At 48.0% G+C, this 16,391-nt stretch carries 16 protein-coding genes; 1 reads left to right on the forward strand and 15 read right to left on the reverse strand.

The features are described from left to right. The first annotated feature begins 18 nt into the window (after positions 1 to 18). Complete coding sequence (locus BLR32_RS17185; RefSeq protein ID WP_089833933.1) at positions 19 to 2,532, forward strand: M14 metallopeptidase family protein; 2,514 nt, start codon at positions 19 to 21, stop codon at positions 2,530 to 2,532. A 114-nt stretch (positions 2,533 to 2,646) separates the two neighbouring features. Here BLR32_RS17185 and BLR32_RS17190 read toward each other — a convergent pair whose 3' ends face one another. From BLR32_RS17190 to BLR32_RS17260, 15 genes are all read right to left on the reverse strand, one after another. Beyond that, complete coding sequence (locus BLR32_RS17190) at positions 2,647 to 3,249, reverse strand: redoxin domain-containing protein (RefSeq protein WP_245705449.1); 603 nt, start codon at positions 3,247 to 3,249, stop codon at positions 2,647 to 2,649. A gap of 124 nt (positions 3,250 to 3,373) precedes the next feature. Further along, complete coding sequence (locus tag BLR32_RS17195; RefSeq protein WP_089833935.1) at positions 3,374 to 4,345, reverse strand: YihY/virulence factor BrkB family protein; 972 nt, start codon at positions 4,343 to 4,345, stop codon at positions 3,374 to 3,376. Positions 4,346 to 4,356: 11 nt separating this feature from the next. Next, positions 4,357 to 5,415: an endolytic transglycosylase MltG gene (gene mltG, locus BLR32_RS17200; RefSeq protein ID WP_089833937.1), complete on the reverse strand. Its 1,059-nt coding sequence runs from the start codon at positions 5,413 to 5,415 to the stop codon at positions 4,357 to 4,359. Between the two features lie 69 nt (positions 5,416 to 5,484). Beyond that, positions 5,485 to 5,883 (reverse strand): preprotein translocase subunit SecG, encoded by a 399-nt coding sequence (gene secG, locus BLR32_RS17205; RefSeq protein ID WP_089833939.1) that lies wholly within the window; start codon positions 5,881 to 5,883, stop codon positions 5,485 to 5,487. A gap of 11 nt (positions 5,884 to 5,894) precedes the next feature. Then, positions 5,895 to 7,160 carry a hypothetical protein gene (locus BLR32_RS17210; protein WP_089833941.1) on the reverse strand — a complete coding sequence of 422 codons (1,266 nt, stop codon included), beginning with the start codon at positions 7,158 to 7,160 and terminating at the stop codon, positions 5,895 to 5,897. 47 nt (positions 7,161 to 7,207) lie between these two features. Beyond that, on the reverse strand, positions 7,208 to 7,723 hold the full coding sequence (lptE, locus tag BLR32_RS17215; protein WP_089833944.1) for an LPS assembly lipoprotein LptE: 516 nt from the start codon (positions 7,721 to 7,723) through the stop codon (positions 7,208 to 7,210). A gap of 55 nt (positions 7,724 to 7,778) precedes the next feature. Next, a complete protein-coding gene (locus BLR32_RS17220) occupies positions 7,779 to 9,032 on the reverse strand; it encodes a sigma-54 interaction domain-containing protein (protein ID WP_089833946.1) in 1,254 nt (417 codons plus the stop codon). A 68-nt stretch (positions 9,033 to 9,100) separates the two neighbouring features. Further along, the gene (gene miaB, locus BLR32_RS17225; RefSeq protein WP_089833947.1) at positions 9,101 to 10,522 is read right to left on the reverse strand and encodes a tRNA (N6-isopentenyl adenosine(37)-C2)-methylthiotransferase MiaB; all 1,422 of its coding nucleotides are present in this window, start codon (positions 10,520 to 10,522) and stop codon (positions 9,101 to 9,103) included. An 85-nt stretch (positions 10,523 to 10,607) separates the two neighbouring features. Beyond that, a complete protein-coding gene (locus BLR32_RS17230; RefSeq protein ID WP_089833949.1) occupies positions 10,608 to 11,234 on the reverse strand; it encodes a response regulator transcription factor in 627 nt (208 codons plus the stop codon). Continuing rightward, the gene (locus tag BLR32_RS17235; RefSeq protein WP_089833951.1) at positions 11,218 to 12,090 is read right to left on the reverse strand and encodes a sensor histidine kinase; all 873 of its coding nucleotides are present in this window, start codon (positions 12,088 to 12,090) and stop codon (positions 11,218 to 11,220) included. Before BLR32_RS17235 ends, BLR32_RS17230 begins: the two co-directional genes overlap by 17 nt. Positions 12,091 to 12,773: 683 nt before the next feature. Further along, a complete protein-coding gene (locus tag BLR32_RS17240) occupies positions 12,774 to 13,355 on the reverse strand; it encodes a histidine phosphatase family protein (protein ID WP_089833953.1) in 582 nt (193 codons plus the stop codon). A gap of 60 nt (positions 13,356 to 13,415) precedes the next feature. Beyond that, the gene (locus tag BLR32_RS17245; protein ID WP_089833955.1) at positions 13,416 to 14,084 is read right to left on the reverse strand and encodes a response regulator transcription factor; all 669 of its coding nucleotides are present in this window, start codon (positions 14,082 to 14,084) and stop codon (positions 13,416 to 13,418) included. 59 nt (positions 14,085 to 14,143) lie between these two features. Further along, a complete protein-coding gene (locus BLR32_RS17250) occupies positions 14,144 to 14,884 on the reverse strand; it encodes a sensor histidine kinase (RefSeq protein WP_089833958.1) in 741 nt (246 codons plus the stop codon). Positions 14,885 to 14,922: 38 nt separating this feature from the next. Next, entirely contained in the window at positions 14,923 to 15,585 is a 663-nt protein-coding gene (locus BLR32_RS17255; RefSeq protein ID WP_089833960.1) for a hypothetical protein, read from the reverse strand. A gap of 23 nt (positions 15,586 to 15,608) precedes the next feature. Beyond that, positions 15,609 to 16,121: a hypothetical protein gene (locus BLR32_RS17260; RefSeq protein ID WP_089833963.1), complete on the reverse strand. Its 513-nt coding sequence runs from the start codon at positions 16,119 to 16,121 to the stop codon at positions 15,609 to 15,611. Positions 16,122 to 16,391: the final 270 nt, after the last annotated feature.

Genomic DNA, 16,391 nt, shown 5'->3' on the forward strand with positions numbered 1-16,391 from the left:
ATAAATTGAAGGATCCATATGCGCAAATTCCTGTTATCGTCCCTAATACTGCTCATGATGCAGACAGGGTTTTCACAGATCCTGCCTACGCCAGATCAGTTTCTCGGTTATGCGCCCGGAACCCAGTTCACGCCTCATTACCGCGTGCTTGAATACTTCAGAGCCGTTGCGGCCCTTACGCCCAATATGCAGCTGACCCAATATGGCACTACTTACGAAGGCCGGCCCCTGATGCTGGCGGTAATATCTTCCCCTGAAAATATCAGTAGAATTGAACAGATAAGACAACACAACCTGGAACTGGCCAGTGGTAACGGCAAGCCTGCCACCGGCGATCCTGTGATTGTCTGGCTGAGCTATAACGTACACGGCAATGAAGCAGTTTCCACGGAAGCGGCCATGGTTACCCTGTACATGCTGGCCAATAAAGAGAATAAAGCACAGCAGGAATGGCTGAAGAATACGGTCGTGATCATTGATCCCTGCCTCAATCCCGACGGACGGGAACGCTATGTGAACTTCTACAACCAGGTGCATACCCGTTATGCAGATCCCTTATTGTTTGCAAGAGAACACAATGAACCATGGCCGGGTGGAAGGGCAAACCACTATTACTTTGACCTGAACCGCGACTGGGCCTGGCAAACACAGATAGAATCGCAGCAGCGGGTGACCCAGTATAACCGCTGGATGCCACAGGTACATGTGGATTTTCATGAGCAGTCCATTGACGCCCCTTACTACTTTGCCCCCGCAGCAGAACCGTTCCATGATATTATCAAACCCTGGCAGCGCAGTATGCAGATGCTGATCGGTAAGAACAATGCACGGTACTTTGATAAAGAAGGCTGGCTGTACTTTACCAAGGAATTCTTTGATATGTTTTACCCCAGCTATGGGGATACTTATCCTACCTACAATGGCGCCATCGGCATGACGTATGAACAGGGTGGCGGCGGACGGGCAGGACTGGCGGGATTGAAACAGGACGGCGATACCCTGACCCTGACAGAACGCATTGCCCATCACCGTACTACAGGACTTTCCACCATAGAAATATCCTCACAACAGGCCCCCTTGCTGCTGAAGGAATTCGCCCACTATTTCCTGGAAGCCATCCGTGCGCCCGAAGGCCCTTACATGTCTTATGTGGTAAAAGCTTCCGGGAATCAGGAGAAACTGGCTTCCCTGGGTACTTTACTCAACAGGAATGGCATCCGTTTTGGGTATGGCTCAGCTGCGAATAAAGCCATAGGATTTAACTATTTCAACGGTAAAACGGAGAATTTCAACATAGAAAAGGAAGACATGGTGATCAGTGCTGCACAGGCCAGGTCTAACCTGCTGAAAGTATTGTTCGAACCTGATTCCCGTTTAGCCGATTCCGTCACTTATGATATCACTGCCTGGTCCCTGCCTTATGCCTATGGCCTGCAAACCTATGGCGTGCGTCAGCCGCTGACGCCGGCAAAGGATAGTCTGCAGAACAACGTGAACGCCTATCTCGCGGCAACAAGGCCTTATGCTTACCTGGCCCGCTGGAACAGTATCAAAGATGTGCGGTTCCTCTCAGCATTACTACAGAAACGCATCCGTGTAAGATATGCGGAAGGCGATTTCATTGCCGGTGGCAAAGCCTTTCCTGCAGGTACCCTGATCATTACCAGGTCGGGCAATGAGGCTGCAGGCGCACAGTTTGACGAACAGGTCGTTGCACTGGCCAATACCTATAAAACAGGACTGGACGCAGTGAATACGGGCTTTGTAGAGAAGGGCGTCGACTTCGGTTCCGAGAAAGTACGGTTTATCAAACCTATCAGGGTGGCTGTTGTAATGGGCGAAGACGTTTCTTCCCTTGCAGCGGGAGAGGTATGGCATTTCTTCGAACAGCAGATCGGTTATCCGCTTACCATCGTAGATGAAAAACAACTGTCGCGGGTAAACTGGAAAACCCTCGATGTATTGATACTCCCGGATGGCAATTATAAATTCCTGGCAGAGAAAGAAAATACCAATAAACTGAGGGACTGGATTGCCGGCGGCGGTAAACTGATTGCGCTACAGGGTGCGCTGGCACAGGTGGCTAACCTGGACTGGGGCATTCACCAGAAAAAAGAGGAAGAGGAGAAGGAGGAAAAGAAAGATGATTACTCCCTGCTGAAATCTTACGCCAACCGTGAACGGGAAGGTGTTAAGCAACTCATTCCCGGCGCTATTTACAAAGTGCAGCTGGATACTACCCATCCGCTGGCCTTCGGATTTCCTGCAGTGTATTATACCCTCAAACAGGACAGCCGGATCTACGACTACCTGGAAGACGGCGGCTGGAATGTAGGCATCCTGAAGAAAGACAACTACCTGAGCGGCTTTGTAGGTATGGAAACACGCAGGAAGCTCAGAGATGGCTTACTCTTTGGTGTAAAAGAAATAGGTGAAGGTAAGATCGTACTGATGGCAGACGACCCGTTGTTCCGCAGTTTCTGGGAAAACGGAAAACTGATGTTTGGGAATGCGTTGTTTATGGTGTGGTAGTTCTTAAAATCTTGTCTGACTATGACGCAATAGCTTTAAGCTTGTATGTGTGGCAGTCCTTAGATCTTATCTGACTATGATGCAATAGCTTTAAAACCGTAGGTATGATAATATTTAAAACCTTTTTATATTGCAACCCAGCGCCTGTGTGGAGTTCAACCGCACGGTCTTACCTGCCAGCATATCATTGATGGCATTACTCAGGTGCCGCATCTTAACAGCTTCGGCGTTACCCGGACTATCGTCAATAGCGCCCTTATAAACGAGTTTTGCCTGCTGGTTGAACAGGTAACACTCCGGCATATGATTAGCCTCAAAAGCGTCTGCTAATTCGGTTTTTTTATCTACTACGTAATACCAGTTGAATTGCTGTCCGGCGGCATAGGTCTTCATAGCTGCCAGCATTGTTTTTTCATCTGCACCCGCGGTATTTGAATTGATCAGTACCACCCCGATATTATTGCTGAGTGCATATTTGCAGATCTCCTGCGTACGGCCCTGGTTCCGCTCAATATAGGGACAGGTATTACCTGAGAACATCACCAGTAATCCGTTACTTAATCTTGCTTTATTGAGCGTGATCTCTTTACCGGAAAAATCCTGGAGTACAACATCTGCTTTAGGTAAAGGTGCTCCTATTTCCAACGGAAGGGTACCGGGAGGCTGCATAGCCACCAGCCAGGAGCACAGGATCAATAGACAGTATACGTTTCTCATAAATATAGGTTTCAGGTTAACGCTAACCCCTTGCTTACTTGTTTTTTAGGGATCTACAATGACTGGAACCGACCTGAGGGTTCCTCCGTAAAGATACGAATATGTGTGATTTTTATCTAATTTATCAGGAGAGACCACGTACCTCTTCCGGGAGATTTTCCTTCCGGGTTTCGGCGGTTTCCTTCAGGATCCGGATGCTGGCATTCAGCTCAAAACCGATCAGCAGGATGAAGGAATAGAGGTAGACAGACAACATGAGAATGAGGATAGTGCCCACGGAGCCGTATATCTTGTTGTAGTTGGCGAAGTTGTTCACAAAAAACGAAAAGAGGATGGTCACCAGGATCATCATAATAGTGGCAAAGGTGGATCCTGCGGTAATGAACTTCCATCGTTTGGTCGTAGCCGGCACAAAGCGGTAGATCACAGAAAGCATGGAGAAGAACAGTAAAGCGATCAGTACCCAACGGGTGATATCGGCCAGGGATAATATCCGGGCATCGGTAATGCCCAGGTATTTGAAAATGAAGCTCAGTACAGTACCCTGCGCAATGATCAGGATAATGGTCAGCAGTAGTAAAAAGATCAGTATGAGTGTCAGCTTCAGGGCCATGAGCCTTTTCTGCCACCATTTTCTGCGACGGAAGCCGGGCGACTTCTTATTGAAAGAACGGGCCAGTCCCATTACCGCATTGGAGGAAGCAAAAAATCCCGTCAGGAAGGCGATGGACAGCAATCCGTTACGGTGGGTATACAGGAAGTCATGGATCATGTCCCGTATGATGATATAAGTATTATAGTTGGGGGTCACATCTTCTGCCAGTTCGTACAGGGTCGCCTCCACATTTTTCATGGGGATGTAGGGTACGAGGGTGAACAGGAAGATGAAGAAAGGGGGAATGGCCAGCAGGAAGTTGAATGAGATTGCTGCTGCCCGTTCCCCGAGACTCCGGTTAGTCATTTCCTTCAGAAAGAATTTGACCACATCGTACAGGGGCACCCCCTCAAAACCGGGCAACACCAGTGTTTTGCTGATGTTTACCAGTTTACGGAAAGGCCTGGATGTAAGAATGATCTTTTCTGGTCTGAATGGCATTACTGTTTATGTTAAATGCCCCGCGCATTTAAAGCAGCATGGAATGCCTGTGCATTTTTCATGTGCTCAGCGTAGGTGGCGGCAAAAGCATGATATCCGGAGAAATCAGCTTTAGCGCAAAAATAGATATAATCAGTTTCCGGTGTATTCAGCACGGCCTGGATGGTCTTAACAGAAGGGGTACAGATAGGGCCCGGCGGTAGGCCGGCATTCTGATAGGTGTTATAAGGCGACTGATACGCAATATGTCCTTCCCTGATCCTGCGGATGGAGAAATCCTGAAGGGCAAATTTCACCGTAGGATCTGCCTGCAGGCGCATGCCTTTGCGGAAGCGGTTGATATATACACTGGCAATCAGTGGTTTCTCATCATTTTTATTGGTTTCCTCTTCTACGATAGAGGCGATGATCATTACCTGTACGGTGCTCAGATCGAGACGGCGGGCAGCAGCCTTCCGTTCTTCTGTCCAGAAAGCGGCAGTTTCCTTTTCGATCTTCTTGAACGCGGCTTCTGCGGTGGTGTTCCAGTAGAACTGGTAGCTGTTTGGAATGAAGGCGCACATCACGGTATTGGTGTCCAGTCCGAACTGACGGAGGTATACCTGGTCGCTGAGCAAAGCACGGAAGGTAGCAGAATCGGCTTCCAGGTTAGAGCAGATCTTCCTGACAAGGTCTTGTTTGGTGCGCAGTTTGGTAATGGTTACGGTTACCGGCGTCTGTCGACCGGCACGCAGCAGCTTCACAATGTCGAAGTTGCTCATACCACGGCTGATCTTATACTTACCGGCTCTTACACGTTTGGGATATCCCAGTTCACGGGCCACCCAATCGAAACTGTTGCGGCTGCGGATGATTTCCTGTTCTTCCAGGCCATCCAGCACATCTTTATACGTGCTGCCGGTATGTACATAGAAAAATTTACTATCCCCAAACGCTTTAGTATTGGGGCCAAATACACGATACCCTATGTATACGAGCAGTCCTGCGAGGATAGCACAGGCAACTACCAGCATACGTTTAATCCACAGATTCTTCGTTTGACTTTTTTTTGCTTTACTTCTCTTTGCCATAGGATGGTATTCAATAAAAAACCTCGCTTGTGACGGCGAGGTTCTGAAATAGCTTTAATAGCCGGGATATTAGTGTCTTTTTGGAGCCTGAGCCGGAGCTGGCGCCGAATTTGCCGGTGTAGCCGGTGCCTGCTGGGCAGGAGCTGAAGTCGGATTTACCGGTGTAGCTGGTACCTGAGCCGGAGCTGTAGGGACGGTCACATTCTGTTCCATGATGGCTTTTCTTGTTTCAGGAGCTGAACTCTTGCCAACAAACATAGAAGATGTGAGGCACAGTACGGCAATGATAGCAGACAGTACCCAGGTGCCTTTTTCCAGCACATCTGTGGTCTGACGTACACCCATCACCTGGTTGCCAAAACCACCAAAACTACCGGATAAACCACCACCTTTCGGGTTTTGAACCAGTACAAAAAAGCCCAATAACACACAGGCCAGGATGATTAATATGCCGAAAATCAACAACATAGTATAATAAATTAACTTTTTTCTGTTAGTAACTTAAGTTCTTTGATCTTTTGCGCAAAATAAGCGCTTTTGTTGGGATTAAGCAAACTTAATTTTTGATATATGTGGATCGCTGTCTGGTACTGATGCTGACGTGCCCAGATCTCAGCCAGCGTTTCCGAAACGATGTCGTCATTCAGTGTGATGGATTCCATTGCCATCTTTTCCACTGCTTCTGATACTTCAGGATCAGCGTCTTCGTAACTACGGTGCATCTGCTGCTGATACCATTGCTTACTGGCCTTTTCGGCGAAGGTGTGCTTCATCTCCCTGAGCCAGGAAGTAAAGCTCTTCATTTCAGCTGCTCCTTTTTCATTGAGTTCATCTGCCTGCTCAGGTTCTTTCAAACGCTTGTAAGCGAAATAATCATCTGTATACAACGGTTGATAGGTCAGAGACGTCTCAGCGGTATCAGAAGTATCCAGCGGAAATATCTTAATAGGCTCTGTATCTATCGCGGCGGTGAGCGGAAGCTTTGCAGCTGTTGCTGCCGGCTCCTGGGCAGGTGCTGCCGGAGATGTTCCCCTGGCAGGAGTGGCTGTTAATGGCTCCTGGGCAGGTGCTGCCGGAGGTGTTTCCCTTGCAGAAGTAGCTGTTAATGGCTCCTGAACAGGTGCTGCCGGAGATGTTTCCCTGGCAGGAGTGGCTGTTAAAGCTTCCTGTACAGGTGCTGCCGCTGGCGCTTCCCAGGTAGGTGCGGCTGTTGCCGTTGCTGGCTGGGAAGGTGTGCTTGTGACAGGTGTGGCTATCACATCATTCGCAGTAACTGTTAATTCTTCTTCTTCTGTATTGTAAGCCGGAGCAGTAAAACTTTCCTGTCTAGCAGTTTGCTCCGCTGACGGTGCTTTGGGCACGGTTACATGGATCTTGGATTCAGGTACAGGCTGTGGTGCAGGAGCCGCTGTTTCCGGTTCATCTGGGAACACATTGACAGGCGCTTCATGTACGGGCGCGGGTACAGGTGTTGGTGCTTCCTCTACCGGTGCCTCAGGAGCAACGCTTTTCTCCTCGGTGGTCACAAAGCGGTAAAAGTAATGCATATTGGTACTGTACTGCTGTGCCTTCTTTACCGCCGGCGCCAGCAGATTCTTCTGCACGGTATATTGCTTGCGCGCCAGCAGCAGGCGGGCCGCCGTAAAGTAGGGATATGACGTTACCAGCCGTTCCAGTGCTGCTTCATCAACCTGTTTAATATCAGGTTGTTGGAAGATATGTTGAATGATCCTGTTTGCGGTCATGCTGCTAAAGTATGAAAAAAAATTAAATACGAAAGCTTTTGTAATACTTACCAGTTAGCGAACGCTTTATTGAAAATATCATCCACTATTTGTGGCAGAATCGTGTTCTCTAACAGGCCATTTTCCACTGTACTTGGCAACTGGGAAGCGGGGAAGTCGGCAGAGCGGGTGAACGACTGCGTATATCCCTTTTTATCGCCTATTCTTTTCACGAACGTAATATTAATAGTAACAGTCAACCTGGAAGTGGCAGCCTGGTCCACATTGGTTACCGCAGCATTGCTGAAGGAATAACCCGTTACGTTGCCTTTGAATTCATAATCGGCCCCTTCTTCATTGATCTGTACCAGTTTGGTCTGCGACTGTACTTTGGTACGCAGTCTTTCGGTCAGGTTCTGGCTCAGTGTCGGGTTGTTGATAGGCGCCCTGTTCTCAATAAAACGCACGTTCACGGTTTTTGCGCCCGGCTCAATACTGGCGCCTGTAGCAGAATAGTGAACGGAACAGCCGCCCAATACCAGCAGTAAGCTGACGGTCATTATCCCCTGGAGTAATCTGATCATCTTAAAAGTGTTAAGGCTGCCTGCCAGTTATGGAGTCATCCCGGCAGGTGGCCTGCTATTCGTTAATGTTGTATTCTTTGAGTTTTCTATATAAGGTCCTTTCGGAAATGCCCAGGTCAAGCGCTGCATCCTTCCTTTTGCCCTTATGTTTCTTCAGGGCCTTGACGATCAGTTCTTTTTCTTTGTCGGCTATAGACAAGGTTTCCTCTACTTCTTCGTGGTGATCGATCTTGTTGCTATCTTGTAAGATGATCGGCTGGGGCGAAGAAATGGTGGCAGGAACAGGGCTTGTAGCCACACTCACCTCTGGCTGGGGATGGAAGCTGTGCATCAGGTGACTATCCTGGAAATTGCTGGCATGGGCAATATTAGGGTTCTGCAGGATGTCGAAGAACATCTTTTTCAGTTCTGTCACATCCTTCTTCATATCGAAGAACAGTTTATACAGTATATCCCTTTCGTTGGAAAAGTCTCCGTTAGGCTTCGCCTGTGGCGCTGCGATCATCGGCAGCCTGGAAGGTTCATTCACTTCCGGCAGGAAACGTCTCAGTTCATGCGCTGTAACCAGTTTATCCTGTGCCAGTACGGAGATTTGCTCTGCCATATTCTTCAGCTCACGCACGTTACCCCTCCACGGATAATTGACCAGGATGTTACGGGCCTCGTCATCCAGCTGGATGCTCGGTGTTTTGTAACGTTCCGAGAAATCCACGCAGAATTTACGGAACAATAATGGAATATCCTCTTTTCTGTCCCGTAGGGAAGGTACCCTGATAGGAACGGTATTCAAACGGTAATAAAGGTCTTCCCTGAATTTCCCCTGCTGGGTATGATCGAGCAGGTCCCTGTTGGTGGCTGTGATCACCCGCACATCTGTTTTCTGCACTTTGGAAGATCCGACCCTGATAAATTCGCCGGTTTCCAGTACACGCAGCAGGCGGGCCTGTGTACCCAGCGGCATTTCCCCGATCTCATCCAGGAAAATAGTACCGCCATTTACAGTTTCAAAATATCCTTTACGGCTATCTACCGCGCCGGTAAATGAGCCTTTTTCATGGCCGAAAAGTTCTGAATCGATGGTCCCTTCAGGGATAGCGCCGCAGTTTACGGCAATGAAAGGGTTGTGTTTACGGGCACTAAGTGAATGGATAATACTGGAAAACGCTTCTTTACCAACGCCACTTTCTCCAACTATCAACACGGTCAGATCCGTGTTGGCCACCTGTGCTGCCACCTGCAAGGCATAATTCAGTGCAGGCGAATTTCCGATAATGCCAAACCTGTTTTTAATGGACTGTACGTTATCCATATCCTCAATTTACCCTTTTACCGGCTGTAGAAGCCTGTAAAAGGTGCTGTGATCCAATAATTTGTCTTTTATGCTCTCCCCGTCGAAACTCCCAATAAAGTACCTGCAGTACAATCGTTCACCTGCACCCAAACGTATTCACCCTTGCGGAAATCTTCTTTAGGGAAGATGACCACCTTGTTATGATCTGTTCTACCGAAGAGGTGATCTTCAGAGCGTTTGGAGGTGCCTTCGATCAGTACTTTAAACGTCTTACCTACATCCTGCTGCATACTTCTGAGTGATTGTCCGCGGTGCAGCTCCACCACTTCCGACAGCCTCCTTTTTTTAACTTCTTCCGGTACATCATCCTGGTAGCGGCGTGCAGCCAGCGTACCGGGGCGTTCGGAGTAGAAGAACATGTAGGCCAGGTCGTATCTGGCATAGTCCATCAGGCTCATAGTATCCTGGTGATCTTCTTCTGTTTCTGTACAGAAGCCGGTAATGACATCCGTGGACAGGGCACAGTCAGGTAATATTTCACGGATGCGGTCAACTTTTTTAATGTACCATTCCCTGGTATAGGTACGGTTCATCAGCTGCAGTATACGGGTGCTGCCGCTTTGCATAGGCAGGTGAATGTATTTGCAGATGTTCTCGTACTTCGCCATGGTAAACAGCACATCATCGGTAATGTCTTTCGGATGGGAGGTGCTGAAACGAACCCTGAGCAATGGGCTGATGAGAGCTACTTTCTCAAGCAGATTGGCAAAGGTAGTTACAACAGATGCATCCTGCGGGTCAACCCAATAGTAGGAATCCACGTTCTGTCCCAGGAGGGTTACTTCACGGTAGCCCCTGTTGAACAGGTCTGTAGCTTCCTGCAGGATAGACGCTACGTCTCTGCTGCGCTCACGCCCGCGGGTAAAAGGTACCACGCAGAAAGAGCACATGTTGTTACAACCCCGCATGATGGAAACAAAGGCGGTTACACCGTTGCTATCCAGCCTGACCGGGTTGATGTCGCCATAGGTTTCTTCACGGCTGAGCAATACGTTCACTGCCTTCTGACCGGTTTCAGCCTCTTCGATGAGGGCAGGCAGGGTTCTGTAAGCATCAGGGCCTACCACCATATCCACCAGCTTTTCCTCTTCCAGCAGTTTGGCTTTCAGGCGCTCAGCCATACATCCGAGCACACCCACCAGTAGTTCCGGGTTCTTTTGCTTTATATGTCTGAACTCTAATAAACGTCTGCGTACGGTTGTTTCCGCTTTTTCCCTGATCGAGCAGGTATTGAGCAGTATCAGGCTGGCCTCTTCCACATTACGGGTAGGGCCAAAACCATCTTCTTTGAGAATGGAAGCCACGATCTCACTGTCGTTAAAGTTCATCTGGCAACCATAGCTCTCTATATAGAATTTCTTGGTATAAGTCTGTGTTTCTCCTTCCAGAGGTGCGTAAGCTTCACCCTGGCGACTTTCGTCATGCACTTTTGTAACCTGTTCCAGCATCCTTTGCAACTAATTTTAGGAAAGCAAAAGTACACAATAAAATCTGAAAATGACAGAATGGCATGATAGGTAATATAGCTATTGATTACAGCCCTTTTTCCAGTAGAAAACGGGTGAGGGCAGCGGGACTTTTAAGCTGGAGTTTCTGCATAATGTTCTTCCGGTGGGTTTCTACAGTGTAAATGCTCAGGTAAAGATGCGCCGCTATCTGCTGATTGGTAAGCTGCTGATTGATCAGCTGGAGGATCTCCGTTTCCCGGCGGGTCAGGTTAAACTCCCTGAAAGGGGGATTTTCCGCGTCCTGCTGGTACATACGGGCTATAGGAGGGAAGCATTGCTTTCCCTTACTTACCTGCCGGATGGCTTGCAGCAGTTCTTCCTTGTTGCAGGTTTTCAGCAGGTAACCATCTGCCCCGTAGCTGAGGGCCAGGGAAACCAGGTGGGGATCATTATAGCTGGACAGGATAATAGTCCGGATATGAGGGAAATCCTGGCGGATGAGCTTTGTAGCTTCCAGCCCGTTCAATATGGGCATATTAATGTCCAGGATAACGATATCGGGTCTGTGACGGGACAGGAGGTTCATCAGTTCCTGGCCGTTGGCGGCAATAGCCAGGACGGTCACATTGGGAACCTGTTGGAGGATGGAGTGGATACCGTCGGCAAAAAGTGTGTGGTCATCAGCGAGGATGAGATTAACAGGTAGCTGCATGTTGTGGAATTACGGGGATGTTAATGATAAAGGTGGTGCCGGAAATGCCTGAATCAACGTGTAATTTGCCTCCCAAAGATCTTACCCGGCTACGTACGCCCGATAGCCCTATGCCCTGCACCCTGCCGTTGGTGGCAGGGAGTCCCACACCGTCGTCTTCCACGATTATTTCCAGGTAATCCGGGTAATACAGCAGTTGGACAGTAGCGGCAGAAGCTTTTGCATGCCTGATGATGTTACTGGTCAGTTCCATGATAATGCGGTATAGTATCAGCTCCTGCCGGGGATCGAAACAGGATTGGTATTTATTGCTGCAGAAATGGAACAGGATATTAGGTGAGTTAAGCAGCGAAAAGTAAGATTGCAGTATATCAGTAAGTGGAATATTACCAAAAAGGGGTGGAACCAGGTTATGTGCCGCACGCCGCACATTCTGGCTGGTCTGATCTACCAGCTGTAACAGGCTGGTGGCTTTCAGTTCGTCCTGTTTTGTCCGGAAGCGCAGATTTTGCAGGTTTATCCGGATAGCGGCCAGGTTGCCGCCTATTTCATCATGGATATCGGCCGCAATACGTTTACGCTCTGCCTCCTGTATATCCAGCTCATGATTGGCCATCATAGCCTGTTGCTGCTGAAGCTTCAGCAACAGTTCCTTCTGTTTTCTCTTATAGGTATCCAGCCGGCGCATCATCACCAGTATCCAGACAGCTACACTCCATATGCAGGTGAGGGGTAAAATACCGGAAGACACAAGATAAGTGGTAACGCTATAGGTGAACCGCAGGGAATAACTATGTACCGGTCCTAAAATGGCCGGCGCAGAGGGGATTAAATGCATGAACAGTTCCTCGCTCATATGTCGTACAGAGAATGAAGGGGTATGAATCTTATAACTGACAGATTATCTATATCTACTGGGGTAATGCTGAAAAAGTTGTCCCTAATTTAGGTACAAGCTACAAAAAAAAAGTGTTGCTACAGTGAAAGTAGGGGGAGTTTGTTAAAAAAATTAACAATTGAGAGGGGGCGTTGGTACAACCCCGGGGAAAACGGAATGGGTGCCCCCGGGTCGACGGAATGGATACAATCCACAAAACAATATGGAATGGCCGGATAAAACATAATCATTCGCGGCGATAGACCCCGGTAGGGGTCTTATTGTTTGTAGCGCGGGGTGCAACCCCGGGAAAACGGACGGGTGCGCCCTGGGAAAACGGAATGGGTGCGCCCCGGGTCGACGGAATGGATACAATCCACAAAACAATATGGAATGGCCGGATAAAACATAATCATTCGCGGCGATAGACCCCGGTAGGGGTCTTATTGTTTGTAGCGCGGGGTGCAACCCCGGGAAAACGGAATGGTGCGCCCCGGGAAAACGATATAAATGTCCCGGAACAATTCGCCGAAACCAGGATTTGAACAGGTATTGACGCCGTATAAACAATGGTTCTCCTATGGGTATCTTACGTTCAAAGACGTAAGATACCCATAGGAGAACCATTGCTAATACCTGATTATATCCTGAGAAGATCGGCTTTACACCTCGATCAAATGCGCTGTACAATTATACAGCTCACATTCCCACTGGTCATCATTCACCGTAAATCGGGTAACAGAGGTATTTTTAAGATTGCTATCCTGTGTAAGTGTAGGCGCCAGTTTACGCAGCAGATGACGGATAAAACTGCCATGGCTCACGATGAGAATATGTTTTCCGGCATGTTCCTTCAGCAGCTGATCCAGGAAATCCATGCCACGGCCCAGTACGGATTGCTCGGTTTCCATACCCAGTTCCAGCTGTCGCCAGCCTGCACCCCAGCGGGCAATCCTGTCAGCCTCGGTAGTACCTTCGGTTTGTCCGCCGGATACTTCCATGAGGCGTTTATCCTGGCGTACATCCATAATACCCAGTCCGGCAGCGATGATCTCGCCGGTTTGTCTTGCGCGTGATAACTGACTGGTGAAGATCAGGTCCCAATGTTCGTCAGAAAGGCGGATAGCCAGTTTGCGGGCCTGTTCAAGTCCTTCCGGGTCCAGAGGAATATCTGTGCTGCCCTGCATTTTCCCTTCTTTGTTCCATGCAGTACTTCCGTGACGGATCAGGGCTATACGTGTCATAAGGCACTCTTATCTGTTGGTTGCCGCAAATATACGCAGAGAATGCCAGTAATGAAAGCTTCACAGCAGTTCAGCCTCACTGATCAGGTTATTTTTCAGTGCAAATACCACTACGCCGGCTGTATTTTTCACATTCATTTTTTCCAGTATGCGGGTCCGGTGTCCTTCTACGGTGCGCTTGCTGAGGAAAATCTTTTCACCTATTTCCTGGGCGGTAAACTGCTGGCAGATGAGACGGATGATCTCTTTCTCACGGTCGGTGAATGTAACAGGGGTATTATCGCGTGAGGGGTTAAAACGGCTTCTGACGATCATAGAAGCCAGCTTGGCAGAGGTTTGCCTGCAGTAGAAGATATTGTCTTCGTATACGCTGTTGATGGCCTCAATGATCTCCTGTTTGTCGGCATTCTTTAACAGGTAACCTTTGGCGCCGGCTTCCAGCATTTCGACGATCAGTTCTTCTTCATCAAACATGGACAGGGCGATAATCCTGATATGAGGCAACCGCTGCAAGAGGGTACGGGTGGCCGTAATACCATCCATTAAAGGCATCTTCAGATCTGTCATGACTACATCTGCTTCGACAGTTTCAAGTAGTTCCAGTAATTCCCTCCCGTTGTTGGCTTGTCCTACAAGGGTAATATCAGGTTGCCTCGAAAGCATTAGTGCGAGTCCGTCACGGAAAATTTCATGATCGTCAGCTATCACTAATCTAATGTCGTGATTCATTGAATGTAAGAATTGGGGTACGGAGTTGTCTCTCTGAAATTTCAGTGTATAAAGTTACATTATCCCTCGGGAATTTTTACGAAATAGTTGGTACCCTGGCCGGGTATGGAATCAATGGATAAGGAGCCACCCAGAATATCGGTACGGATGGCCAGGCTTTTCATTCCCAGTCCGGACGATTCAGTCCTGGCTTTTTTAACATCAAATCCGATCCCGTTTTCTTTGATCAATACCAGGTAAAAGCCATGCTCCCTGGTCAATGCAATCTGCAGCTGTGTGGCTTTTGCATGCTTCAGCGTGTTGTGGGCAATCTCCTGAATGATGCGGAAAATATGGATCTCTTTTTCCGGCGGAATATTGATCTTCCCTGAAGTATGGAACTTTATTTCCAAAGGCTGCTTATCGGATAATTGTCTGATAAATTCGTGTAGTGCTTCCGTCAGTCCTTTGCGCTCCAGTGTGGCAGGCAGGAGATTGTGCGAGATCTGCCGGAGACCGCGGATCACTTCATCAATGTAACCAGACGATTTTGCAATAACCTGCTGATCCCGTTCATCAGTTACAATGATACTGTGAATGTTCAGTTTGATGGTGGATAACAAAGGTCCCATACTGTCATGCAGATCTGCTGCGATCCTTTTCCGCTCATTCTCCAGGATGGTAATCTCGGCTGTAATACGCTCCCGCTGCAACTGTATGTAACGGCGGTGATATAATACGATGGATACCACGAAGAAGAGGATAATGACCGCAATCAGCACCGAAATGAATATCGTGATATAGAATATTTTATCGTCCATGGGGTATAATCATTTTGAGGCATCAGGTGCCGGCAATGCTATGCATCAAAATGTTTGTTAAAGTAGTAGGATGATTTAACAGGTATGCATAAAACTGCTATAGCATAGATCAAATTTACAAAAGCGTTGATATAATTAAACATAAAAATGATCCGTAAGGACAGTACCGTATCCGACCCGATAAACAGGGACGCCTCATAAATGATCTGGTATATAAAGAGAATGATAAATCCCAGGCAGACAAGGAAACGGGCATTCCGGAAAAGTGACTTGTTATCTTTTACGATGAGGTAGTTGATCTCATTAATGCTGAGCAGCACGGTTACAAAGGCATAGGTGACGCGGAAATAGGGACTGAAAGTTTCTATTTTATTGAAGATGATATTTTCAATGATCCAGACAGCGGCAAATCCAAACAGCAATCCGATAAAGAGCGGCCGCTTTCGTTTTAGTGTACCCCATACAAAGAACTGGTAGACGATCACAATAGACTCCGCCAGTCCGTAAAGGTTCGACGGAACGGCATTGCTGGTTTCCAGTACGCTGATACAAATGAAACTGATCGTTTCTGAAAGGAAAGCCAGCGAGAGGAGCAGGAGAAAGGGCTGAAAGCTTGGAACCGTTTTGTTAAAGCGTATCAGCCCTATCGCTAAAGGAATAACCACCAGCTGGCTTACCAGAAAAGCGCCTAAATTATTCATCAGGAACAGGATGATAACGGTAATTATAATTTGGCTTTGCAGAGTGGCGGACAACGCTGACCACTTTCCATGGCCTGTTCAAGATTGGCAGCTCTGGCCGGCTGTATACCTGGTATAATAGCCGCTTTATCGCGCGATACCAGTGTGGTGAGAATGTCGGTACCGGAAGAATCCACCGGCAGCAATATCATTCTTACCTGGCCTTTTTCATCCTTACCCATGTAGATACGGAGGCCTTGAGCGCCTTTGGCATTGAGTATGGCAGCAATGGCATGCCGGTTAAAAGTTTCCCCCTCAGGAATATTGAATGCGCTATCAAGATAGTTGCCGGGTAACTTACTCTGGAGTTCTTTTCTTCCGGTGAGGAAACCCTGACGCAGACGGCGGGCTTCATCGATCGGAATCACATGTTCAAGGGCTTTAACTTTATCCAGCGGAATGTCCCTTTGCTGATCATCATGATGAGGGGTACATTTTGTAAGTGCTGCTATGAGGACGGCAGCAGAAAAGAAACGTAGAAAATTACGATGCTCCATAAATAGCGGTTTTATGATGATTGAATATGTAAGCTACCAGATAACACCGGAAATGGGCCGGGTAAAAATGCTGAAAATAAAACGTATAAATACCTGATATATACTCGTGCTCGTGACAGTGCGTGAAATCATCGTGATGTAATGGGGTGTTGCTGATGCGCTAAAGATAAAGCAAAAAAACGGACCACCGGAACCGGGCCAGAATATCGAAAAAATTATAATATCTGGTACTTATACAAGTAGTGGTTCTGAGTTATTTTTGCGCTCCTT

The sequence above is a fragment of the Chitinophaga filiformis genome, from assembly GCF_900102545.1.
Lineage (GTDB): Bacteria > Bacteroidota > Bacteroidia > Chitinophagales > Chitinophagaceae > Chitinophaga > Chitinophaga filiformis.